The organism is Saccharothrix sp. NRRL B-16314 (genome assembly GCF_000716595.1).
In the GTDB taxonomy this organism is placed as follows: domain Bacteria; phylum Actinomycetota; class Actinomycetes; order Mycobacteriales; family Pseudonocardiaceae; genus Actinosynnema.
The window spans coordinates 394668-418256 of the sequence record NZ_JNXC01000003.1; the positions used below are offsets into that span (position 1 = coordinate 394668).

Sequence of the window (23589 nt, forward strand, 5' to 3'; positions counted from 1 at the left end):
GTGTCGTCCCCGTGAGCCGGTTGGACGCACGCGAGGAGCAGCACGATGGCCTACCCGAAGGCAGGCGAGGGTTCCGTTCCCTCCCAGCCGTCCTTCCCCGCCCTCGAAGAGGGTGTCCTCGACTTCTGGAAGTCCGACCGGACGTTCCAGGCGTCCATCGACGCCCGCCCCGCCGGGGACAACGGGGCCAACGAGTTCGTCTTCTACGACGGCCCCCCGTTCGCCAACGGCCTGCCGCACTACGGCCACCTGCTCACCGGCTACGTCAAGGACGTCGTCCCGCGCTACCAGACCATGCGCGGCAAGCACGTCGAGCGCCGGTTCGGCTGGGACACCCACGGCCTGCCCGCCGAGGTCGAGGCGGAGAAGCAGCTCGGGTTCTCGTCGAAGAGCGAGATCGAGGCGTTCGGCATCGAGAAGTTCAACGAGGCCTGCCGCACGTCGGTGCTCCGGTACACCGACCAGTGGCGCGACTACGTGACCCGGCAGGCCCGCTGGGTCGACTTCGACAACGACTACAAGACCCTCGACCTGGACTACATGGAAAGCGTCATGTGGGCCTTCAAGACCCTGTGGGACAAGGGTCTGGTCTACGAGGGCTTCCGGGTGCTCTGGTACTGCTGGCGCTGCGAGACGCCGCTGTCCAACACCGAGACCAAGATGGACGACACGTACCGGGACCGGCAGGACCCGGCGGTGACGGTCGGCCTGCGGCTGGAGACCGGCGAGCTGGCCCTGGTGTGGACGACGACGCCGTGGACGCTGCCGTCGAACCTGGCCGCCGCCGTGCACCCGGACGTGGACTACGTGACGGTCGAGGCGAACGGCGAGCGCTACCTGCTCGCCGAGGCCCGCGTGCCCGCGTACGCCCGTGAGCTGGGCGAGGAGCCGCCGGTCGTGGCCCGCTGCAAGGGCGCCGACCTGGTGGGCCGGAGGTACGCGCCGCCGTTCGACTTCTTCGTCGGCCGGGAGAACGCGCACCAGGTGCTGGCCGCCGACTACGTCACCACCGAGGACGGCACGGGCATGGTGCACATCGCCCCCGCCTTCGGTGAGGAGGACAAGCTCGTCACCGACGCGGCCGGCATCGAGGTCGTCGTGCCGGTGGACGCGCACGGCCGGTTCACCGTCGAGGTGCCGCCGTACGAGGGGTTGCAGGTCTTCGAGGCCAACAAGCCGATCATCCGCGACCTGAAGGAAGCGGGTCTGCTGCTGCGCCACGAGACCTACGACCACCCGTACCCGCACTGCTGGCGGTGCGACAACGCGCTGATCCAGCGCGCGGTGTCGTCGTGGTTCGTCGCGGTGTCGCGGTTCAAGGACCGGATGGTCGAGCTGAACCAGCAGATCAACTGGGTGCCCGAGCACATCAAGGACGGCCAGTTCGGCAAGTGGCTGGAGAACGCCCGCGACTGGAACATCTCCCGCAACCGGTTCTGGGGCTCGCCGATCCCGGTGTGGGTGTCGGACGACCCGGAGTACCCGAGGGTGGACGTCTACGGCTCGCTGGACGAGCTGGAGCGCGACTTCGGCGTGCGCCCGACGGACCTGCACCGGCCCACGATCGACGACCTGACCCGGCCCAACCCGGACGACCCGACCGGGAAGTCCGTGATGAGGCGCGTGCCCGAGGTGCTGGACTGCTGGTTCGAGTCCGGCTCGATGTCGTTCGCCCAGGTGCACTACCCGTTCGAGAACTCCGAGTGGTTCGAGGACCACTACCCGGGTGACTTCATCGTCGAGTACAACGGCCAGACGCGCGGCTGGTTCTACACCATGCACGTGCTGGCCACGGCGTTGTTCGACCGGCCCGCGTTCCGCAACTGCGTGGCGCACGGGATCGTGCTGGGCGACGACGGGCAGAAGATGTCCAAGTCGCGCCAGAACTACCCGGACGTCAACGAGGTGTTCCACCGCGACGGCTCGGACGCCATGCGCTGGTTCCTGATGGCGTCGCCGATCCTGCGCGGCGGCGACCTGGTGGTGACCGAGCGCGGCATCCGCGACGCGGTGCGGCAGGCCGTGCTGCCGTTGTGGAACTCCTGGTACTTCCTGGCCCTGTACGCCAACGCGGACGGGGTCGAGGGGAAGTGGCGGACGGACTCGGGGCACGTGCTGGACCGGTACGTGCTGGCGAAGACGCACGACCTGGTCGCGGGCGTGACCGCGCAGCTGGACGAGTACGACATCTCGGGCGCGTGCGCGTCGATCCGGGAGTTCCTGGAGGTGCTGACCAACTGGTACGTGCGCCGGTCGCGGGACCGGTTCTGGTCGGGCGACCAGGACGCGATCGACACGCTGCACACCGTGCTGGAGGTCGTGTGCCGGGTGGCCGCGCCGTTGCTGCCGCTGACCACCGAGTCGGTGTGGCGCGGGCTGACCGGTGACCGGTCGGTGCACCTGGCGGACTACCCGTCGGCGGCGGACCTGCCCGCGGACGCCGCCCTGGTGGACGCGATGGACAAGGTGCGGCAGGTGGCGTCCACGGCGTTGTCGCTGCGGAAGTCGAACAGGCTGCGGGTGCGGCTGCCGCTGGCGAAGCTGGTGATCGCTTCCGCGGACGTGGCGCAGCTGGAGGCGTTCGCCGAGGTGCTGCGGGACGAGGTGAACGTCAAGGAGGTCGAGCTGACCACCGACGTGGACGCGCACGGCCACTTCGAGCTGGCGGTCAACGCGCGTGCCGCCGGGCCGCGGCTCGGGCCTGAGGTGCAGAAGGTCATCAAGGCCGTGAAGGCCGGTGACTGGCGGGAAGTGGACGGTCGCGTCGTGGCGGCCGGGATCGAGCTGTTCCCGGAGGAGTACGAGCAGCGACTGGTGGCCACGGACAGGGGTGCGACGGCGGCGCTGCCGAACGGCGGCGGGCTGGTCGTGCTGGACACCGTGGTGACGGAGGAGCTGGCGGCCGAGGGCATCGCCCGTGACCTGGTGCGCGTGGTGCAGCAGGCGCGCAAGGACGCCGGGTTGGACGTGTCCGACCGGATCGCCTTGACGTTGCAGCTGCCGCCGGCCGTCGACGCGGCGGTGCGGCAGTTCGAGGTGTTCGTGAAGGAGGAGACCTTGACCGGGTCGGTCGAGTACGGCGAGGTCACCGAGGGCTCGGACGGCGTCGTCGGTGAAGGTCGGCAGGTCCGGGTGGCGGTCGCCCGGGTCTGACGCAGCCGTGGCACGTGAAGGGGGACCGGGAGCTTTTGCCCGGTCCCCCTTCACGTTGCGCGCGTCCGGGTGCCGGTGTCCGGGGTGGACGCCGGTCAAGCGGGTTGCTTGACGCTCCGCTTGGCCGCTGCGTACATCATCCGGACCCAGGGGGACCACCGGGCCCGGTGCACGGGCGGGTGGCCGAGGGCGTTGGCGGCTTTGTCGAACAGGTCCTCGATGAGCGCGTCGTGCAGCCACCGCACGGCCAGCGGCCAGCCGAGTCGCATCAGGCCACGCGTCCGTCCGGTCAGGACGTGCCGGAGCCCGCCCGGCACGGCTTCCAGCGTGTGCGTCCCTACCAGCCCGAAGCCGGGCCCGAAGGTGAACTCGACGCGCCGACCGGGGACGTAGTCGGTGCAGCTGTAGCGGACGAACCCGTGGCCGCCCTTCGCGCCGACGCCCAGCGGCCGGTCGAGGACCAGCGGCGGCCAGGCGGAGGGCCACAGCTCCACCACCTCGTCGATCACGCCCGCGCTGTCGGGGATCTGCCGGACGTGCACGTTCTCGATCATCGCAACCTCCATACGCCACCGTATGTTCGGTGACCGTACGGTAGCGTATGGAGCCGTGGCAAGGCGGACGCAGGACGACTGGACCGGGGTGGCCCTCAGGGCGCTCGCCGAGGGCGGGGTGGCGGCCGTCGCGGTGGAACCCCTCGCGGCGCGGCTCGGCGCGACCAAGGGCAGCGCCTACTGGCACTTCCCCAACCGGGAGGCCCTGCTCAGAGCCACCCTCGAACGCTGGGAGCGCAAGCGCACCGAGGCCGTGATCGAGATCGTCGAATCGGTGTCGAACCCGCTGGAGAAGCTGCGGCTGCTGTTCGGCAGGGTGCTGGAGAACGTCGAGGACAGCGCGGTCGAGCTGGCCCTGCTCGCGGCCAAGGACGACCCGGTCGTGGCACCCGTGCTGCGCCGCGTCACCGACCGGCGCATCGGCTACCTGGAAGACCTTTTCGGTGAACTCGGCTTCACCGTCGAGCAGGCCCGCCAGCGGTCCGTCCTCGCCTACTCGGTCTACCTCGGGCAGGCACAGCTGCTGTCGTCCGCGCCGGACCTGGTCAAGGCGCGGCGGGCGCTGGTGGAGGAGACGCTGACCGTCATGACCCACCGTGCCTGATGTGTTCCGGTTCACGATCCGGGTGAAGCCGGGTGCGAAGCGCGAGGCCGTCGGCGGCCGGTGGGGTGACGACGCGCTCGTCGTCGCGGTCGCCGCACCCGCCGTGGAGGGCAAGGCGAACGAGGCCGTGCGGAAGGCGCTGGCGAAGGCGTTCGGCGTGCGGAAGCAGGACGTGGACGTGGTCGCGGGCGAGCGGGGCCGGGACAAGGTCGTCCAGGTCGATCACGCACCGACCGGCGCCGCCGAGCTGTTGGCCCGACTGCTCGACCGCTAGCCGCGATCTTCGGCCGGTGGCGCTCCGCTCTGTTCCGGATTCGTCCATCCCGGTGTCACCAGGGAGAATGACCCGACGGGTGACAACAGCGGTGACGACGGCGTGGAGGTCGAGTGGGCGGTGTGACGGGCTTCCTCGGCATCGCCGCCGCGGTTCTGCTGCTCTCGGTCATCGCGGTCAGGGTGTCGATCCGGCTCGGCTTGCCGTCGCTGCTGCTCTACCTGGGCATCGGCGTGCTGCTCGGCGAGGCCGTCGTCGGCATCCAGTTCGAGGACGCCGACCTGACCCGGTCGCTGGGCACGGCCGCGCTCGTGCTGATCCTCACCGAGGGTGGTCTCACCAGCCGGTGGAGTGAGGTGCGGCCCGCGCTTGGCCTGGGCATCGCGCTGTCCACGGTGTCCGTCGGCGTGAGCATCGCGGTGACCGGGTTCGCCCTGCACTTCCTGCTGGACATGGACTGGCGCACCGCGTTGCTGTGGGGCGCGGTGCTGTCGTCCACCGACGCCGCGGCCGTGTTCAGCGTGCTGCGCGGGGTGGGCGTGGGCAAGCGGCTCATCGGCCCGCTGGAGCTGGAGTCCGGCATCAACGACGCGCCGGTGTACATCGCCGTCGTGCTGCTGGCCGCACCCGAACCCATCACGTGGACCGCGCCGCTGCTGATGGCCTACGAACTCGTCGCGGGCGCGGTGATCGGCATCGTGCTCGGCTGGCTGGGCGGCGTCGGCCTGCGCCGCGCCGCCCTGCCCGCCACCGGCCTGTACCCGCTGGCGACGGTCGCCGTGTGCCTGCTCGCCTACACCGTCGGCGACGTCGCGCACGCGTCCGGCTTCCTCGCCGTCTACATCGCCGCGCTGGTGCTCGGCAACGCGCGGCTGCCGCACCGGGCGGACACCCTGTCGTTCGCCGAAGGGCTCGGTTGGATCGCGCAGATCGGCCTGTTCGTGCTGCTCGGCCTGTACGCGTCGCCCGGCAGGCTGCTCGACGCGCTGGTGCCCGCCCTGGTCGCGGGCGCTGTGCTGGTGCTGCTGGCCCGACCGCTGTCGGTGCTCTGCGCGGCGCTGCCGTTCCGGGTGCCCTGGCGGGAACAGGTGTTCATCTCGTGGTCCGGGCTGCGCGGCGCGGTGCCGATCGTGTTCGCGCTGATCCCGCTGATCCAGGGCGTGCCGGGCGCGCAACAGCTGGTCGACGCGGTGTTCGTGCTGGTGGTGGTGCTGACCGTGGTGCAGGGCACGACCCTGCCGTGGCTCGCCAAGTGGCTGAAGCTGGTCAAGTCCGGTGAGGCGCAGGAGGTCCAGGTCGACTCGTCGGCGTTGGACGAGCTGGGCGCGGAACTCCTCCAGGTGCGCATCCAGCGCGGCTCCAAGCTGCACGGCGTCTACCTGTCGGAACTGCGGCTGCCGCCGGGGTCGTCGGTGAGCCTCGTGGTGCGCGACAACGACGGCTTCACGCCGCAGCCCACGACGCGGTTGCAGGAGCACGACCAGCTGCTGGTCGTGTGCACGGAGGCCATGCGCACGGCGACCGAGCAGCGCATCCGGGCCGTTGACCGGGCCGGCCGGTTCGCCCGGTGGAAGGGCGACGTCGGCCTGCCGTGACCGGGTCTCCCAGGATGTGAACGCGCTCGACGTGAGCGCGCGCACTGCGTTACCTTCGACGTGAAGGTCATGAGTGCCAGCGACAAGCCCGGGCTTGCTGGCCGGCAACCCTCCTCCGCGGTGGGGTGCCCCCGGTGAGGACCTGGCCTGGCGCGCAGGGCGCCCGGCAAGCGCGGGCTCCCTCTCGGACGGGGTCCCGGACCCCCGGAGGGCGTCATGACCGTCGCAGTTCCCCGAATCACCGCCTCCGCACTCCCGAGCGTCGTCGGTTCCACCTTGCGCGTGCCGCTGGTGACCGGTGAACGCGTCGAGTACGCGAACCTCGACCACGCGGCCAGCGCGCCGTGCCTGGAGCAGGTCCGTGACGCCGTGGACGAGCTGCTGCCCTGGTACGCCAGCGTGCACCGGGGCGCGGGCTTCGCCTCCCAGGTCAGCACCAAGGTCTACGAGCAGGCACGGACGTCCGTCCGCCGCTTCCTCGGCACCCGCGACACCGATGCCGTCGTGTTCACCCGCAACACCACCGACGCGCTGAACCTGCTGGCCAGGAGCCTGCCGAAGCACACCGCCGTGATCCTGTTCGACACCGAGCACCACGCGGCGCTGCTGCCGTGGCGCGGCCCGAACGTGCGCCGCCTGCGCACCCCCGACTCGCCCGCCGCGGCGGTGTCGGAGCTGGACCGGGCGTTGCGCGAGGCGCCGGTCGGCCCGCGCCTGGTCGTGGTGACCGGCGCGTCCAACGTCACCGGCGAGGTGTGGCCCGTCACGGAGCTGGCGCGGGTGGCCCGTCGGCACGGCGCCCGGATCGCCCTGGACGCCGCCCAGCTCGCACCGCACCGGCAGGTCGACGTGCGCGTGCTCGACGTCGACTACACGGTGTTGTCCGGGCACAAGGTCTACGCGCCGTTCGGCGCGGGCGTGCTGGTCGGCCGGTCCGACTGGTTGCAGGCCGCCGAGCCGTACTTGGTGGGCGGCGGCGCGACGAGTCGCGTCACGGACCACGGCGACCGGCTGGGCGTGGCCTGGTCCGCGGTGCCCGAGCGGCACGAGGCCGGCACGCCGAACGTGGTGGGCGTGCACGCCCTGGCCGTGGCCTGTGACGTGCTGGGTCGGCACTGGGAGCAGACCGCCGAGCACGAGCGCGCGCTCCTGGCCCGGCTCCGCGAAGGACTCGCGACCGTTCCCGGGGTGCACGAGCTGGCGCTCTTCGGGGCCGGGCACGACCGGGTGGGTGTGGTGAGCTTCACCGTCGGCGGTCAGGACGTCGGCTACCTCGCCGCCGCGCTGTCCGCCGAGCACGGCATCGGTGTGCGTGACGGCGCGTTCTGCGCTCACGTCGCCGTGGACCGTCTTGCGCACGGCGAGCGCGCGCTGCGGGCGTCCATCGGCCTGGGCACGACCGAAGAGCACGTGGACCGTTTCGTGGCCGCGCTGCGCACGCTCGTCACCGAGGGCTCGCGGTGGGAGTACGAACTCCGCGACGGCCGCTGGGCACCGCTGAACGACGAGCGCGCGCTCCCGCCGTTCCTGCTCTGACCTGCATGCTGGACAATGGCCCGGTGAGCACCGATCCCAACACCGAGCCGGACACACCGGACCAGCCGGACGCACCGCTGCCCAGGCGCCGGGTCCTCCTGCTGGCCGTCATCGCACCGCTCGTGTTGGCCGTCGACCTGGTCACCAAGATCATCGCGGTGGAGCACCTGGAAGGGCGCGAGCCGGTCGAGCTGCTCGGCGGCCTCATCTACCTGCCGCTGATCCGCAACACCGGTGCCGCGTTCGGCCTGGCCGAGGGCTGGACGGTGATCCTCGCGCTGATCGCGTTCGGCGTGGTCGGGTTCATCCTGTGGATCGCGCGCCGGCTGCGGTCGGTCGGCTGGGCCATCGGGCTCGGCCTGGTCCTCGGCGGCGCGATGGGCAACCTTGTGGACCGCGTCTTCCGCGGCCCCGGCCCGATGCGCGGCGGCGTCGTCGACTTCATCTCGGTGCTCGACCCGTGGGGGAACTTCTTCCCGGTGTTCAACGTGGCGGACTCCGCCATCTGCGTGGGCGGCGGCGTGATCGTGCTCATGGCGCTGCTCCAACGTGACTACGACGGCACCCGCGTGGAGAAGCCCGCGGCCAAGAAGGCGGGCGCATGAGCGACTACCGGACCCTTCCCGTTCCGGACGGTCTGGACGGGATGAGGGTCGACGCCGGCCTGGCCAAGCTCCTCGGCCTGTCCCGCACGGTGGTGGCCGCGCTGACCGAGTCGGGCGACGTCGTGCTGGACGGTCGGCCCGCGGGCAAGTCGGACCGGCTGATGGCGGGCTCGGTGCTGGAGGTCACCCTCCCCGAGCCCGAGCGGCCGATGCAGGTGCAGGCCGTGCCCGTCGAAGGTCTGGAGATCCTGCACCAGGACGACGACGTGATCGTGGTGGACAAGCCGGTCGGCGTCGCCGTGCACCCCAGCCCCGGCTGGACCGGTCCGACGGTGGTGGGCGGCCTCGCCGCGGCCGGCATCAGGATCGCCACGTCGGGCGCGGCCGAACGCCAGGGCGTCGTGCACCGGCTGGACGTCGGCACGACCGGCGTCATGGTGGTGGCGAAGAGCGAGCACGCCTACTCGGCGTTGAAGCACGCGTTCAAGGAACGCACCGTCGACAAGCTGTACCACGCGCTCGTGCAGGGGCACCCGGACCCGATCAAGGGCACCATCGACGCGCCGATCGACCGGCACCCGAAGCACGACTACAAGTTCGCCGTGATGGCCAACGGCAAACCCAGCATCACGCACTACGAGGTGGTGGAGGCCTTCCGGGCCGCGTCACTGCTCGACGTGCACCTGGAAACCGGCCGCACGCACCAGATCCGGGTGCACTTCTCCGCGCTGCGGCACCCGTGCGTCGGCGACCTGACCTACGGCGCCGACCCGTCGCTGGCCAAGCGGCTCGGCGTCACCCGGCAGTGGCTGCACGCCCGGACACTCGGCTTCCACCACCCTGCCGACGGCCAGTGGGTTTCGTACACCAGCGAGTACCCGGCCGACCTCGCCGACGCGCTGGAACTGTTGCGGGCAGAGGGTTACTGACGTTCCCGACGGGCCGCGCGGGACGAAAGTCTTGCGCTCGGCGGGTGACGTCGGACATATCGCTTTCCTCAGGTCGTTTGTCTTGCGAAGCTTTTGACAGATGAGGCCTGGGGGGAGTGCGGTAATGGACAACAGGACCCGATTGGTCGCGCTGCTGGGGTCCCTGTGCCTGCTCGGGCCGCTGTCGGTGGACATGTACCTGCCGGGGTTCCCGGCCATCGCGGCCGAGTTCGGTGCGGTCGAGACCCAGATCCAGCTGTCGCTGACCACGTTCATCCTCGGTCTGTCGGCCGGCCAGCTCGTGGTCGGTCCGCTGTCCGACTCGTGGGGCAGGCGTCGGCCGCTGCTGGTCGGGATCGGCAGCTACGTCGTGATCTCGCTCTTCTGCGCGGTCGCGCCGAGTGCGCTCGCGTTCGCCGGACTGCGCCTGCTGCAGGGGCTGGGCGTGGCGGCCGGATTCGTGGTCGCGATGGCGGTCGCGCGGGACCGGTTCGAAGGCCTGGCGATGGCGCGGTTCATGTCGCTGATGATGTTGGTGAACAGCCTGGGCCCGGTGTTGGCGCCGGTGCTCGGCGGGCAGCTGCTGAGGTTCACGTCGTGGCGCGGCACGTTCGTCGTGCTCGGTGTGTTCGGGTTGATCCTGCTGATCGCGCTGGCCACGGGGTTGCCGGAGACGTTGCCGCCGAGCAAGCGCCGCCCGGCGAACCTGCTGCTCACGGTGAAGGTGTTCGGCGGTCTGCTCGCCGACCGGAAGTTCCTGGGCTACGCGCTGGCGTCGGCGCTGGCCCTCGGCTCGCTGTTCGCGTACGTGGCCGGCGGGTCGTTCATCCTGCAGAACGTGTACGGGCTGACGCCGCAGCAGTTCAGCCTGGTGTTCGCGCTGAACTCGGTGGCGATCCTGGTGGCGGGGCTGCTCAACACCGCCCTGACCGGCCGCGTCATGCCGCGTCCGCTGCTCAAGATCGGCCTGGCGGGCAGTGCGGTGGGCGGGGTCGGCCTGCTCGTCGGCGGCGTGGCGGGTGGCGGCCTGGCGACGTTCCTGCCGCCGTTGTTCCTGCTGACGATGAGCGTCGGCCTGCTCATGCCGAACGCGTCCACGCTGGCGATGTCCCGGCACCCGGAGGCGGCGGGCAGCGCGTCGGCCGTCCTGGGCGTGACCACGTTCCTGGTCGGTGGGCTGATGGCTCCGCTGGTCGGCGCGGGCGGCTCGGCGAGCGTGCTGCCCATGGTGACGGTGATGGCGTCCGCCACCGTGCTGGCCGTGATCCTGTTCGCCACCCTGACCAGGGGCGACGTGGGCATCACCCGCGACCCCACCCCCACCCCGCGTGAGTCCTACGTCCAGAACGCGTGAGTCCTACGTTCGGAACCCCCGAGTTCAACGCTCAGAACACGCCCGCCCGTCCTGAGCGTTGAATTCAGGGGTTCTGAACGTAGGACTCACGGGGCGTGAACGTAGGACTCACGGGTTAGTCGTCGATGGTCCAGACCAGGGTGTTGAGGTCGGTCTCGGGGCGGGAGCTCCAGCGAACGGAGAACACCACGGTGTCCTCCGGCAGCACGTAGACCGTGTGGCCGCCGGCGGTCTCGCCCGGCTGGATGCCGATCTTGTGCGGCGGACGGGAGGAGAGCGACACCGGCGCCTTGGCGACCGTCTCGCCCTTGTTCGTCATCAGCACCAGGTACATGTCGGGCAGCGAGTTGAACGGCACCTGCCCGACGTTCGCCAGCTCCGTGTGCACGACCACGGCCCGCTCACCGACCGCCAGCTTGTAACCGGCCGCCGTGAACAGGAAGTCGGCCGGGTCGACCACCTCGACCAGCTGGATGGTCAACCGGGCGCCCTCCAGGCCCTCGGTCTCCAACGTCGTGCCGATCTTGCCGGTGCGCGACCGCGGCGCGGGCGCCTGGTCACCGCGAGCCCAACCGGACGTGCCGGGCACGCCCCACGTGCTCATCGGCTCCGACACGGGCACCGGTCCCGACCCGCCGTGCTGCGCCGGGAACGGCGCGCTGGGCGGCCCCTGCGGACCGGGGTGGCCGGGGTACGAGCCGGACGGCGTCCCGTGCACCGTGCCGGGCGCGGGCGGGTACGGGCCGCTCGGCGTGCCGCGGACGGCCTGCCCGCCGGGCCCCGAGTAGCTGCCCCACGCCACGCTGTTCGCCAAGGCCTTGCGGATGCCGTTCGGGTCGCACTCCACGCCGACCAGCAGCGGCAGCCCGCTGCCGGACAGGGTGATCAGCCTGGCGGCGGCCTCCCGCGGGTCCATGCCCAGCCGCGCGGCCACCTCGTGCACGGCGGCACGGCCCATCTCGGCGATCATGGCCAGGAGACGGGCGTCGACGGGGTCCGGCGCTACCACACCGGGAACGCTACCCGGCTGGACGGATCTCCGTTCCATCGACCCGCCCGGCACGGTGAGGTGACGTGAGGGTTGCTCGCCGTCACCCGGGCGTGCCGCCATTCGTGTTTCCCGGCGGCGTTATAGGGTCGAGCGCGTCTTGCCCGAGCGCTTCGAGTCCCGGGCCCGCTGCGATCTTCAGGGGGGTTTGGGTGTCCGACTCGTTTGTGCACCTCCACGTGCACACCGAGTACTCGATGCTCGATGGCGCGGCCAAGCTGAAGGACATGTTCGCCGAGTGCGAGCGGATGGGCATGACGGCCGCCGCGATCACCGACCACGGCAACATGTACGGCGCCTACGACTTCTACCGGCAGGCGACGGCGGCCGGGATCAAGCCGGTGATCGGCATCGAGGCGTACCTGGCGCCGGAGTCGCGCTTCGACAAGAAGCGCGTGCTGTGGGGCGACCCCGGGCAGAAGTCCGACGACGTCTCCGCGAGCGGCGCGTACACCCACCAGACCATCTGGGCCCGGACGAACGAGGGCCTGCACAACCTGATGAAGGTCGCCAGCCGGGCCTCGACGGAGGGCCAGCTGGGCAAGTGGGCGCGGATGGACGCCGAGCTGATCGCCGAGCACTCGGCGGGGCTGATGGCGACCACCGGCTGCCCGTCCGGCGAGGTCCAGACCCGGCTGCGCCTCGGCCACGAGAAGGAGGCCCTGGAGTCCGCCGCGAAGTGGCGCGACATCTACGGCGCGGAGAACTTCTTCGTGGAGCTGATGGACCACGGCATCGAGATCGAGAGCCGGGTCCGCGGCGGCCTGATGGACATCGCGAAGAAGCTCAGCATCCCGTTCGTGGTGACCAACGACTCGCACTACACCTACGCCGAGGACCGCGAGGCGCACGAGGCGCTGCTGTGCGTGCAGACCGGCAAGACGCTCCAGGACCCGGGCCGGTTCAAGTTCGACGGCACGGGCTACTACCTGAAGTCGCCGGACGAGATGCGCGCGATCGACTCGTCGGACGCCTGGCAGGAGGGGTGCCGCAACACCCTGCTGGTGGCCGAGAAGGTCGACACGACCGGCATGTTCGCGTTCCAGAACCTGATGCCGCGCTACCCGACGCCGGACGGCAAGACCGAGGCCGACTACTTCCGGGACGAGGTCTGGGAGGGCATGCGCCGCCGGTTCCCGGAGGGCGTCGACGAGGTGCACCGCAAGCAGGTCGAGTTCGAGATCGACGTCATCCTCCAGATGGGCTTCCCGTCCTACTTCCTGGTGGTCGCCGACTTCATCAACTGGGCCAAGGCGAACGGCATCCGGGTCGGCCCCGGCCGAGGTTCCGCCGCGGGCGCGCTGATCGCGTACGCGATGGGCATCACGGACCTCGACCCGCTGGCCCACGGCCTGATCTTCGAGCGGTTCCTGAACCCGGACCGGGTCAGCCCGCCCGACATCGACATCGACTTCGACGAGCGCCGGCGCGGTGACGTGATCCGGTACGTCACCGAGAAGTGGGGCGCCGACAAGGTCGCCCAGGTCATCACGTTCGGCACGATCAAGGCGAAGGCGGCGATCAAGGACTCGGCCCGCGTGCTGTACGGGCAGCCGGGCTACGCGGTCGCGGACCGGATCTCCAAGGCCATGCCACCCGCCGTGATGGGCAAGGACATCCCGCTGGCGGGCGTCTTCGACCCGCAGCACAAGCGGTACTCGGAGGCCGCCGAGGTGCGCGCCCTCTACGACACGGACCCGCAGGTCAAGGAGATCATCGACACCGGCCGCGGGCTGGAGGGCCTGATCCGCAACGCGGGCGTGCACGCCTGCGCGGTGATCATGTCCGCGGAGCCGCTGACGGACCACATCCCGGTCTGGAAGCGCCCGCAGGACGGGTCGATCATCACCCAGTTCGACTACCCGACGTGCGAGACGCTCGGCCTGCTGAAGATGGACTTCCTCGGCCTGAGCAACCTGACCACGATCGACGACGCGCTGAAGAACATCGCGCTCAACGGCAAGGGCGACGTGGACATCACCACCGTCGCCCTCGACGACCGGAAGACGTACGAGCTGCTGGGCCGCGGCGACACGCTGGGCGTGTTCCAGCTCGACGGCGGCGCCCTGCGCGACCTGCTGCGGCTCATGCGCCCGGACAACTTCGAGGACGTCTCGGCGGTCATCGCGCTGTACCGGCCGGGTCCGATGGGCGCGAACTCGCACACGAACTACGCGCTGCGCAAGAACAAGCAGCAGGAGATCACGCCGATCCACAAGGAGCTCGAGGAGCCGCTGGCCGAGATCCTGGACACGACCTACGGGTTGATCGTGTACCAGGAGCAGGTCATGGCGATCGCGCGGAAGGTGGCGGGCTACACGCTGGCCCAAGCGGACCTGCTCCGCCGCGCGATGGGCAAGAAGAAGAAGGAGATCCTCGACAAGGAGTACGAGGGTTTCGAGGCGGGCATGCGCGACAACGGCTACTCGCCCGAGGCGATCAAGACGCTGTGGGACATCCTCGTCCCGTTCGCCGACTACGCGTTCAACAAGGCGCACTCCGCCGCGTACGGCCTGATCGCGTACTGGACCGCGTACCTCAAGGCGAACTACCCCGGCGAGTACATGGCAGCGCTGCTGACCACGAACTCGGACAACAAGGACAAGTCGGCCGTCTACCTGGCCGAGTGCCGCCGGATGGGCATCACCGTGCTGCCGCCGGACGTCAACGAGTCCGAACGCGAGTTCGTCGCGGTCGGCAACGACATCCGGTTCGGCCTCGGCGCGATCCGCAACGTCGGCGCGAACGTGGTCGACGCGATCATCCGGACCCGCAAGGAGAAGGGGAAGTTCGCCGACTTCTCCGACTTTCTGCGCAAGGTCGACGTGCAGGCGTGCAACAAGAAGGTCGTCGAATCGCTGATCAAGGCGGGCGCGTTCGACTCGCTCGGCCACCCGCGCAAGGGCCTGCACATGGTCCACGTCGAGGCGGTCGACGCGATCATGCTGACCAAGAAGGAAGAGGCGCGCGGCCAGTTCGACCTGTTCGGCGACGGCGGCGGTGACGACGGCGCGAGCGTGTTCGACGTCAAGATCCCGGACGAGCACTGGGAGGCCAAGCACCAGCTCACGCTGGAGCGGGAGATGCTGGGCCTGTACGTGTCCGGCCACCCGCTCAACGGCGTCGAGCAGCTGCTGGGGTCCTATTCGGACACTTCGATCCCGCGCATCCTGGAAGGCGACGTGCCGGACGGCACGCAGGTCACGCTGGGCGGCATCCTCGCCTCGGTCACCCGCCGGGTGAACAAGAACGGCGAGCCGTGGGCCTCCGCGCAGCTGGAGGACCTGGCCGGTGGCATCGAGGTGCTGTTCTTCCCCAAGAGCTACATGGTGCACGGCATGTCGGTGGCCGAGGACGCGATCGTGCTGGTCAAGGCGCGCGTGGCGAAGCGCGAGGACCGGATCTCGCTGATCGCCAACGACCTGGTCGTGCCGGACCTGACCGAACTGGGCGCGCAGGCGTTGAAGCTGAAGGTGGCGGCGTCGCGCTGCGACCCGAAGCTGGTGACGTCGTTGAAGGAAGTGCTGTCCGCGCATCCCGGTACGACCGAGGTGCACCTGAACCTCGTCATCAACAGCAGCCGGAACACGTTGCTGAAGCTGGACGACGCGCTCCGGGTGACGCCAACGCCGTCCCTGATGGGTGACCTGAAGGCGCTGCTGGGACCGGGGTGCTTGGGTTGATCGGGTGACATAGGTCCCATCCGGGGACACGAGGGAGTCTCGAATCGTTGAGTGAACAGGGTTAACTCAACCGAGGAGGAGATCCCCGTGGGGGAGAAGATCGCCGGACTCGACGTGCTCGGACCCGAGTACTTCACCGATCCGCACGCCTACCACACCCGGATGCGCGCGCAGGCGGCGGCGACCGAGGTGGTGCTGCCGGGCGGCACGAAGGCATGGCTCGTCACGCGGTACGAGGACGCCCGGCAGGCGCTCGCCGACCAGCGGTTCAGCAAGGACTACCGGGCGTTCCCGGGCATCATGCAGCGCAACCAGGTCGACGGCGAGGAGGCGGGGGAGTTCGACTCGTCCCTGATGCAGCACATGCTGAACATGGACCCGCCGGACCACACCCGGCTGCGCAAGCTCGTCACCAAGGCGTTCACCGCGCGGCGGATCGAGCAGTTGCGGTCCCGCGTGCAGGAGATCACCGACGGCCTGCTGGACGAGATGGCGGCCAAGGCGGCGACCACCGATTCTGCGACCATCAATTCCGGGATGGACCTCGTCGACGCGCTGTCGTTCCCGCTGCCCATCACGGTGATCTGCGAGATGCTCGACGTGCCGCTGGACGCGCGCGACGAATTCCGGGTGTGGTCGAACACCCTGGTCCTCGGCGGCCCGGACGCGGAGGCCGTGCAGGCGGCGGCGGGTCGGATGGCGGACTACCTGACCCGGCTCGTCGACCACAAGCGGGCGAACCCGGGTGACGACTTCTTCTCTGAGCTGGTGCACGCCGAAGAGGGAGGCGAGCGGCTTGACCAGCTGGAACTGATCTCCATGGCGTTCCTGCTGCTGGTCGCCGGGCACGAGACGACGGTCAACCTGATCACCAACGGCGTGCACCTCCTGCTCCGCCACCCCGACCAGGCGGACAGGCTGCGCGCGGACCGGTCGTTGCTGCCGGGCGCGGTGGAGGAGTTCCTGCGCTACGAGAGCCCGGTCAACCACGCGACCATCCGCGTCACCGTCGAGGACGTCGAGGTGGGCGACGTGGTCATCCCGAAGAACAGCGTGGTGGTCGTGTCGCTGAACGGCGCCAACCGCGACGGGGACCGGTTCCCCGACGCGGACCGGTTCGACATCACCCGGCCCGCCGGCGGGCACCTGGCGTTCGGCCACGGCGTGCACTACTGCCTGGGCGCGCCGCTGGCCCGGATGGAGGGCGAGATCGCGATCGGGTCGCTGCTCGACCGGTTCGACTTCGCCCTGGCGGCCGACCCGGAGTCGCTGCGGTGGCGGCAGGGCACGCTCATGCGCGGGCTCGAGTCGCTGCCGGTTAGCCTGACGCCCCGTGGACCGCGATGAGCTGCTGAAGCTGGACCAGGCGCACGTCTGGCACCCGTACGGCCCGATGCCGGGCACCCTGGAGCCGCTGGTCGTCTCGTCGGCTTCAGGGGTCCGGCTGAGGCTGGACGACGGCCGCGAGCTGGTCGACGGCATGTCGTCCTGGTGGGCCGCGATCCACGGCTACCGGCACCCGGTCCTGGACGAGGCGGTGCGCGACCAGCTCGGCCGGATGAGCCACGTCATGTTCGGCGGCCTCACCCACGAGCCCGCGGTGGCGCTGTCGGCCCGGCTGGTGGAGATCACGCCGGAGCCGTTGCAGCACGTGTTCCTGTGCGACTCCGGCTCGGTGTCGGTCGAGGTCGCGATCAAGATGGCGTTGCAGTACTGGCGCTCGCAGGGGCGGCCGGAGAAGCGGCGGCTGCTGACCTGGCGCGGCGGGTACCACGGCGACACGTTCCAGCCGATGGCGGTGTGCGACCCGGAGGGCGGGATGCACTCGCTGTGGCGGGGCGTGCTGCCGGACCAGGTCTTCGCGTCCGCGCCGCCGCGCGACCTGGAGACCGCGTACGTCCAGGAGCTGGCCGACCTGATCGAGGCGCACGCCGGTGAGCTGGCCGCCGTGATCGTGGAGCCGGTCGTGCAGGGCGCCGGCGGGATGCGGTTCCACGACCCGCGCTACCTGCACGTGCTGCGCGAGCTGGCGCTGGCGCACGACGTGCTGCTGATCTTCGACGAGATCGCCACCGGCTTCGGCCGCACCGGTGAGCTGTTCGCCGCCGACCACGCCGGGATCAGCCCGGACATCATGTGCCTCGGCAAGGCCCTGACCGGCGGTTACCTGTCGATGGCGGCGACCCTGTGCACGTCGCGCGTGGCGGACGGGATCTCGCGCGGCGAGGTGCCGGTGCTGGCGCACGGGCCGACGTTCATGGGCAACCCGCTGGCGTCGGCGGTCGCGCTGGCGTCCACCGACCTGCTGCTGTCGCAGGACTGGCGGGGATCGGTGCGGCGGATCGAGGACGGGCTCAAGTCCGGGCTCGCGGAGGCGCCCGGTGACGTGCGGGTGCTCGGCGCGATCGGCGTCGTGCAGCTCGACCACCCCGTGGACATGGCCGCCGCCACGGCCGCTGCCGTCGACCACGGTGTGTGGCTCCGGCCGTTCCGGGACCTGATCTACACCATGCCGCCGTTCATCAGCACCGACGACGACGTGGCCGCGATCAGCGCCGCCGTCGTCGCCGCGGCGCGGGCGTCACATGCGCAGCAGGGTTGAGCCCCACACCAGCAGCAGGGTCGCGTAACCCACGAGGATCCAGCCGACGGCCTGGTTGCTGGGCTCTTCCTTGTACCCGAACAGCTTGTTGACCAGCAGCCACCAGCCCACCGCGACCACGCCGAACGCCACCGGGGACAGGACCATGCCGTAGGCGCCCGCGTACACGCCCGCCCAGAAGTCGACCGGCAGCCGGATGCTGTCGGCGTAGCCGGTCGGGAACAGCAGCAGCGCCACCCCCGTCCACACCCAGGCCACCACCAGGAGCCGTTTCGTGGTCGCCGGCTTCGCGGTGTCCTGGTTGAGGGCGTACACACCCCACGCCATGGCCGCGCCGCCGCCGAACAGCCAGCCGGTCACCGTCGACACGACCGGCACCCGACCGACCAGCGCGCCCAACGCGGGGAACACGGCGCCCCACAGGAGGAAGTGGCCGCCCACCAGCGCCGCGATGGCGCCCAGGACGATCAGGGTCTGGGTGCCGCCGTTCTGCCGCTGGTACCAGTTCGGGTTCGCCTTGGCAGCCTTCTTCGCCGCGCGACGGGCCTTGTCGCGCTTGGCCTTCGCGGCTTGCCGGCGCTTGTCGTCGACTGCCTTGCCCACGGTCACCGCTCCACGGCGGCGGCGAGTTCGGTGTTGGTCGGTTCGATGAGCACCCGGCCGTCCGGCAGCACGACCACCGGGATGTTCTTGCGCCCGCCGGCGATCTCGATCGCCCGATCGCGGGCCGCGTCGTCGTGTTCGACGTCGACCTCGGTGAACGGCACTTCGTGCTCCCGCAGCCACGCCTTGGCCCGTCGGCAGTCACCGCACCAGTCCGCACCGTAGAGAACGATCTCACTCATGAGTGTGACTTTAGAACGCGGCCGGCCGCGACTCTACGTGAACGCCTAGGCTCGGTGCCCGTGAGCGTCCTCGTGATCACCGGCACGGGCACCGAGGTCGGCAAGACGGTGGTCGTCGCCGCCTTGGCGGCACTGGCCGTCGCCGAAGGCCGACGGGTCGCCGTGCTCAAGCCCGCGCAGACCGGCGTCGCCGACGGCGAACCGGGCGACCTCGCCGAGGTGGTCCGCCTCGCGGGCCCGGTCACCACCCGTGAGCTGCGCCGATACCCCGAGCCGCTGGCGCCGGCCACGGCCGCGCGCCGGTCCGGCCTGCGCACCGTGCACCCCAGCGAGATCGCCTCGGCGGCCGTGGCGCTGGACGCGACGCACGACCTCGTGCTGGTCGAGGGCGCGGGCGGGCTGCTGGTGCGGTTCGACGACGCGGGCTCCACCATCGCCGACGCGGCGTGGGCGCTCAACGCACCCGTGCTGATCGTCGCCCACCCCGGCCTGGGCACGCTGAACATGACCGCGCTGACCGCGGAAGCCCTGCTCAGGCGTGGGCTGGAGTCCGTGGGCGTGGTGGTCGGCCGCTGGCCCGCCGCACCCGACCTCGCCACCCGCACCAACCTCGTCGACCTGCCCGAAGCCGCGGGCGCGCCACTGCTCGGCGTGCTGCCCGACGGCGCGGCGGCGCTGGACCGCGCCGAGTTCACCGGGATGGCCCGGGACGCCCTGTCACCGTGGTTCGGCGGCGACTTCGACCCGGAGAAGTTCGCCGCGCCGCACACCTGCTGACCGAATCCAGTGATGCACATCGCTGGGACCGGCGCAGCGCCGTGCGGCAGACTGCACGGCGGACCACCGCCGGAGTTCCCGAGGAGAAGTCGTGACCGCAGCACCCGAACAGGTCGATGTCCTCAGCGTTGCCCGTGAGCAGGTGCTGGAGCAGGGCGTCGGGCTGTCCGAGGAGCAGGTGCTCGAAGTCCTCCAGCTGCCCGACGAGCGCATCCCCGACCTGCTGGAGATCGCGCACGCGGTGCGCATGCGCTGGTGCGGCCCCGAGGTCGAGGTCGAGGGCATCGTGTCGCTGAAGACCGGCGGCTGCCCCGAGGACTGCCACTTCTGCTCCCAGTCCGGGCAGTTCCCCTCGCCGGTGCGCTCGGCGTGGCTGGACATCCCCGGCCTGGTGAAGGCCGCCAGGCAGACCGCCGACACCGGCGCGACCGAGTTCTGCATCGTCGCCGCCGTGCGCGGGCCGGACAAGCGGCTGCTGTCGCAGGTGCGCGACGGCATCAAGGCCATCCGTGAGGACGGCAACGACATCCAGATCGCGTGCTCGCTCGGCATGCTCACCCAGGAGCAGGTGGACGAGCTGGTGGCGATGGGCGTCCACCGCTACAACCACAACCTGGAGACGGCCCGCTCGCACTTCCCCAACGTGGTCACCACGCACTCGTGGGAAGAGCGGTGGGACACGCTGAAGATGATCCGCGAAGCCGGCATGGAGGTCTGCTGCGGCGGCATCATCGGCATGGGCGAGACGCTGGCGCAGCGCGCCGAGTTCGCCGTGCAGCTGGCCGCGCTGGAGCCGGACGAGGTGCCGCTGAACTTCCTCATCCCGAACCCCGGCACCCCCTACGAGAACTACCCGGTCGTGGAGGGTCCTGACGCTCTGCGCGCGGTCGGCGCGTTCCGGCTGGCCCTGCCGCGGACGATCCTGCGCTTCGCCGGCGGCCGTGAGCTGACGTTCGGCGACCTCGGCGCCAAGCAGGGCATGCTCGGCGGCGTCAACGCGATCATCGTCGGCAACTACCTGACCAACCTCGGCCGCCCGGCGCAGCAGGACCTCGACATGCTGGGCGAGCTGTCCATGCCGATCAAGGAACTGAGCAAGACGCTGTGACGTACTGCGGATACTGCGGCAAGGACCTCGCCGCGACGGACCACTCGGCGTGCGCCTCGCGGCTCGGCGTGATCGACCCGCCGCGGTTCTGCGGCGAGTGCGCGCGCCGGATGGTGGTGCAGGTGACGCCCGCCGGGTGGACCGCCGCGTGCAGCCGTCACGGGGAGATCGCCTCCGCGCGGTAACCTGCCCTGCATCTGGTCACGTGTGCAGGGAGGTCGTCGGGTGGCGGAGCAACCGGTGGACGAACGGGCCACGCCCGTCCGGGTGCCACCCGCGCCGGCGTTCGAGTATTACTACGTGGTGCAGCGCCCGCGGGTCGTGGTGAAGCGCGACCTGCTGCCGTCGTTCTCCGTGCTGTCCGCGATCGCGCTGCTCGGGCTGCCCGCGGGGTGGTTGTGGGCGTGGCTCGCGCCGCCCCAGAACGTCGTCGTGCAGCAGGACGCGTCGATGGTGCCGGTGACCGGCGAGAGCTACCACCGGCTCGACGGGCTGATGCTGTTCGTGCTGTTCGGGCTGGCCATCGGGCTGGTCACCGGCATCGCGGTGTGGCTGCTGCGGGAACGGCGCGGGCCGGTGGTGATGCTCGCGGCCACGCTCGGCTCGGTCGTGGCGGCCTACCTGGCCCAGCTCACCGGCATCGGGACGGCCGCCGACGACTACGCCGTCGGCGCCGCGCCCGAGGTCGGTGACGTGATCGCCTTGGCCCCGGTGCTGGAGACGTGGTGGGGCGTGCTGGCGTGGCCCTTGGGCACGGCGCTGGCGTACGGCTGCCTGGCCGCGTGGAACGGTCTGGACGACCTCGGCCGTCGGCTCGGCTAGGTCTCGTACTCGGTGTCGGGCACGTCGGTGACGAACATGTGCCCCGGCGCGTGGGTGATCGCGAACGGCGGTTGCGACGCCATCACCGCGGCCTGCGGTGTCACGCCGCACGCCCAGAAGACCGGCACGTCGCCCTCGTGCGGGTCGGTGCGGTCGCCGAAGTCGGGCCGGTCCAGGTCCCCGATGCCGAGCGCCGCCGGGTCGCCGGCGTGGACGGGTGCGCCGTGGACCGCGGGCATGCGGGCGGTGATGTCGTGCGCCGTGCCGACGAGGTCGGCCGGTACGTAGCGCATCGACACCACCATCGGGCCGTGCAGGCGGCCGGCCGGGCGGCACGCGACGTCCGTGACGTACATCGGGACGTTCCGCCGCTGCTCGACGTGCCGGAGCGGGACGCCCGCCCGCTTCAGCGCGGACTCGAACGTGAAGCTGCACCCGATCAGGAACGCGACCAGGTCGTCCCGCCAGTGGGCGGTGGCGTCGGCCGGTTCACCGGTCAGCTCGCCGTGCTCCCAGATCCGGTAGCGGGGCAGGTCGCGGCGCAGGTCGGCGTCGCGGGCCAGGACCGTGGTGGTGCCGCCCGCGTCGGTGACGTCGAGGACGGGGCACGGTCCGGGGTTGCGCTGGGCGAACAGCAGCACGTCGTAGGCCCAGTCCTGCGGCACGGCGATGAGGTTGGCCTGGGCGTAGCCGTCCGCCAGCCCGGTCGTCGGGCCGCGGTGGTGCCGGCGCACCTCTTGCGGTGTCATGGTCATGTCAGTTCGGCGCCCTTCGTCTCGGGGAGTCCGAGGAGCGCCAGCACGGCGATGCCGTACGCGACCGCGCCGAAGACCATCGCGCCGCCGACGCCCATGCCCTCCGCCAGGAATCCCACCAGGGCCGGGAACAGCGCGCCGACCGCGCGGCCGAAGTTGTAGGTGAAGCCCTGGCCGGTGCCGCGCAGCTCGGTCGGGTAGAGCTCGGCGAGGAAGGCCCCGAAGCCGCTGAAGATCGCCGACGTGGTGAAGCCGAGCGGGAACGTGACCAGCAGGACCAACCAGTTCGCGCCCGCCGGTATCTGGGTGAACAGGACGAGGAGGATCCCGCTGAGCACGGCGAACAGGGTGAACGTGCGCTTGCGGCCGAGCCGGTCGGTCAGGTAGCCGCCGGTGACGTACCCGGCGAACGCGCCGCTGATGAGCAGGGCCAGGTACCCACCGGTGCCGACGACGCTCAGCCCGCGTTCGGTCTTGAGGAACGTCGGCACCCAGCTCGCCAGCGTGTAGTAGCCGCCTTGGACGCCGGTGGCGAGGAGCGCGGCGAACAGCGTGGTCCGGCCGAGTTCGCCGCGGAAGACCGCCTTGACGCTGCCCTTGCGCGGGCTGGTCTTCAGCGCCGTCTCGGCCTTCGGCGCGTCCTGGACGTTGCGGCGGATGTAGAAGACGAGGACGGCGGGGATCGCGCCGGTCCAGAACAGCACGCGCCAGCTGATGTCCTGGGGCAGGAAGCTGAACACGGCGGTGTAGACGATCACGCTCAGGCCCCAGCCGACGGCCCACGAGCTCTGGATGAACGCGACCGTCCGGCCGCGGTACCGGGGTTGGCAGTACTCGGCGACGAGGATCGCGCCGGCCGCCCACTCGCCGCCGAAGCCGAGGCCCTGGAGGGCGCGGAACACCAGCAGCGTCTCGTAGCTGGTGGCGAAGCCGCACAGGACGGTGAAGACGGCGTAGGTGACGACGGTGATCATGAGGGTGCGGACCCGGCCGATGCGGTCGGCGAAGATGCCCGCGATCACGCCGCCGAGGGCGGAGACGACGAGGGTGACGGTGTTCAGCAGGCCGGCTTGGCCTTGGGTGATGCCGAAGTAGGCGGTGATGGCGAACAGGCCAAGGGGGAGGACCTGGAAGTCGTAGGCGTCCAGGCCGAAGCCGCCGAACGCGCCGACGAACGCCCGCTTGCCGTTGCGGCCCAGCGCGTGGAACCAGGCGAACGGGCCTCGGACTTCCTCGGTGTCGATGTCCGTGGTGCTCATCTCGGGGATCACCTCGCAGCCGTGAGGGTGTGCCGCCCCTCAAGCTAGAGGATTGTTGAACAATCCCACTAGAGAGCAAGAGGGCG

At 70.7% G+C, this 23589-nt stretch carries 21 protein-coding genes and 1 riboswitch; of the genes, 15 read left to right on the plus strand and 6 right to left on the minus strand.

What is annotated here, in order from left to right; all coding sequences use genetic code 11:
* Positions 1-45: 45 nt before the first annotated feature.
* The gene (ileS, locus tag OQ02_RS08940; RefSeq protein WP_033437768.1) at positions 46-3153 is read left to right on the plus strand and encodes an isoleucine--tRNA ligase; all 3108 of its coding nucleotides are present in this window, start codon (positions 46-48) and stop codon (positions 3151-3153) included.
* A gap of 95 nt (positions 3154-3248) precedes the next feature.
* On the opposite strand, the gene OQ02_RS08945 is transcribed toward ileS, so the two are convergent.
* Positions 3249-3707: a hypothetical protein gene (locus tag OQ02_RS08945; protein ID WP_033437769.1), complete on the minus strand. Its 459-nt coding sequence runs from the start codon at positions 3705-3707 to the stop codon at positions 3249-3251.
* A gap of 55 nt (positions 3708-3762) precedes the next feature.
* On the opposite strand from OQ02_RS08945, the gene OQ02_RS08950 reads away from it, so the two are divergent.
* The 7 genes from OQ02_RS08950 to OQ02_RS08980 all read left to right on the plus strand — a co-directional run bounded on the left by OQ02_RS08950 (position 3763) and on the right by OQ02_RS08980 (position 10604).
* Positions 3763-4311, plus strand: coding sequence for a TetR/AcrR family transcriptional regulator (locus OQ02_RS08950; RefSeq protein WP_231499918.1), 549 nt, complete (start codon positions 3763-3765; stop codon positions 4309-4311).
* A gap of 1 nt (position 4312) precedes the next feature.
* Positions 4313-4585 (plus strand): DUF167 domain-containing protein, encoded by a 273-nt coding sequence (locus OQ02_RS08955; protein WP_033437771.1) that lies wholly within the window; start codon positions 4313-4315, stop codon positions 4583-4585.
* Positions 4586-4707: 122 nt separating this feature from the next.
* The gene (locus OQ02_RS08960; protein ID WP_156076945.1) at positions 4708-6180 is read left to right on the plus strand and encodes a potassium/proton antiporter; all 1473 of its coding nucleotides are present in this window, start codon (positions 4708-4710) and stop codon (positions 6178-6180) included.
* A 65-nt stretch (positions 6181-6245) separates the two neighbouring features.
* Positions 6246-6359: riboswitch (SAM riboswitch) on the plus strand.
* Between the two features lie 37 nt (positions 6360-6396).
* On the plus strand, positions 6397-7716 hold the full coding sequence (locus OQ02_RS08965) for an aminotransferase class V-fold PLP-dependent enzyme (RefSeq protein ID WP_033437773.1): 1320 nt from the start codon (positions 6397-6399) through the stop codon (positions 7714-7716).
* 23 nt (positions 7717-7739) lie between these two features.
* Entirely contained in the window at positions 7740-8321 is a 582-nt protein-coding gene (gene lspA, locus OQ02_RS08970; RefSeq protein ID WP_033438011.1) for a signal peptidase II, read from the plus strand.
* Complete coding sequence (locus OQ02_RS08975) at positions 8318-9250, plus strand: RluA family pseudouridine synthase (protein WP_033437774.1); 933 nt, start codon at positions 8318-8320, stop codon at positions 9248-9250. The genes lspA and OQ02_RS08975 overlap by 4 nt, the downstream gene beginning before the upstream one ends.
* Before the next feature lie 124 nt (positions 9251-9374).
* Positions 9375-10604 carry a multidrug effflux MFS transporter gene (locus tag OQ02_RS08980; RefSeq protein ID WP_063747030.1) on the plus strand — a complete coding sequence of 410 codons (1230 nt, stop codon included), beginning with the start codon at positions 9375-9377 and terminating at the stop codon, positions 10602-10604.
* 115 nt (positions 10605-10719) lie between these two features.
* On the opposite strand, the gene OQ02_RS08985 is transcribed toward OQ02_RS08980, so the two are convergent.
* The gene (locus OQ02_RS08985) at positions 10720-11613 is read right to left on the minus strand and encodes an AsnC family protein (RefSeq protein WP_033437775.1); all 894 of its coding nucleotides are present in this window, start codon (positions 11611-11613) and stop codon (positions 10720-10722) included.
* Positions 11614-11804: 191 nt separating this feature from the next.
* Between OQ02_RS08985 and dnaE the strand changes: the two genes are divergently transcribed.
* The 3 genes from dnaE (at position 11805) to OQ02_RS09000 (ending at position 17937) form a co-directional block, all read left to right on the plus strand.
* A complete protein-coding gene (dnaE, locus tag OQ02_RS08990; RefSeq protein ID WP_033437776.1) occupies positions 11805-15335 on the plus strand; it encodes a DNA polymerase III subunit alpha in 3531 nt (1176 codons plus the stop codon).
* An 81-nt stretch (positions 15336-15416) separates the two neighbouring features.
* A complete protein-coding gene (locus OQ02_RS08995) occupies positions 15417-16682 on the plus strand; it encodes a cytochrome P450 family protein (protein ID WP_442973596.1) in 1266 nt (421 codons plus the stop codon).
* Positions 16669-17937, plus strand: coding sequence for an adenosylmethionine--8-amino-7-oxononanoate transaminase (locus OQ02_RS09000; RefSeq protein WP_033437777.1), 1269 nt, complete (start codon positions 16669-16671; stop codon positions 17935-17937). Before OQ02_RS08995 ends, OQ02_RS09000 begins: the two co-directional genes overlap by 14 nt.
* Here the strand turns inward: OQ02_RS09000 and OQ02_RS09005 are convergent.
* Positions 17917-18540 (minus strand): hypothetical protein, encoded by a 624-nt coding sequence (locus OQ02_RS09005; protein ID WP_156076930.1) that lies wholly within the window; start codon positions 18538-18540, stop codon positions 17917-17919. The genes OQ02_RS09000 and OQ02_RS09005 overlap by 21 nt on opposite strands.
* A 2-nt stretch (positions 18541-18542) precedes the next feature.
* On the minus strand, positions 18543-18782 hold the full coding sequence (locus tag OQ02_RS09010; protein WP_033437779.1) for a glutaredoxin family protein: 240 nt from the start codon (positions 18780-18782) through the stop codon (positions 18543-18545).
* A gap of 60 nt (positions 18783-18842) precedes the next feature.
* Between OQ02_RS09010 and bioD the strand changes: the two genes are divergently transcribed.
* The 4 genes from bioD (at position 18843) to OQ02_RS09030 (ending at position 21489) form a co-directional block, all read left to right on the plus strand.
* Complete coding sequence (gene bioD / locus OQ02_RS09015) at positions 18843-19559, plus strand: dethiobiotin synthase (RefSeq protein ID WP_033437780.1); 717 nt, start codon at positions 18843-18845, stop codon at positions 19557-19559.
* A 91-nt stretch (positions 19560-19650) separates the two neighbouring features.
* Entirely contained in the window at positions 19651-20667 is a 1017-nt protein-coding gene (gene bioB / locus OQ02_RS09020) for a biotin synthase BioB (RefSeq protein WP_033437781.1), read from the plus strand.
* Entirely contained in the window at positions 20664-20852 is a 189-nt protein-coding gene (bsaP, locus tag OQ02_RS09025; RefSeq protein ID WP_033437782.1) for a biotin synthase auxiliary protein BsaP, read from the plus strand. The genes bioB and bsaP overlap by 4 nt, the downstream gene beginning before the upstream one ends.
* Before the next feature lie 40 nt (positions 20853-20892).
* A complete protein-coding gene (locus OQ02_RS09030; RefSeq protein ID WP_033437783.1) occupies positions 20893-21489 on the plus strand; it encodes a DUF2567 domain-containing protein in 597 nt (198 codons plus the stop codon).
* Here the strand turns inward: OQ02_RS09030 and OQ02_RS09035 are convergent.
* Positions 21486-22238, minus strand: coding sequence for a putative hydro-lyase (locus tag OQ02_RS09035; RefSeq protein ID WP_197043267.1), 753 nt, complete (start codon positions 22236-22238; stop codon positions 21486-21488). The two genes, OQ02_RS09030 and OQ02_RS09035, sit on opposite strands and share 4 nt — an antisense overlap.
* 2 nt (positions 22239-22240) lie before the next feature.
* Positions 22241-23503: an MFS transporter gene (locus OQ02_RS09040; RefSeq protein WP_033437785.1), complete on the minus strand. Its 1263-nt coding sequence runs from the start codon at positions 23501-23503 to the stop codon at positions 22241-22243.
* Between the last annotated feature and the right edge of the window lie 86 nt (positions 23504-23589).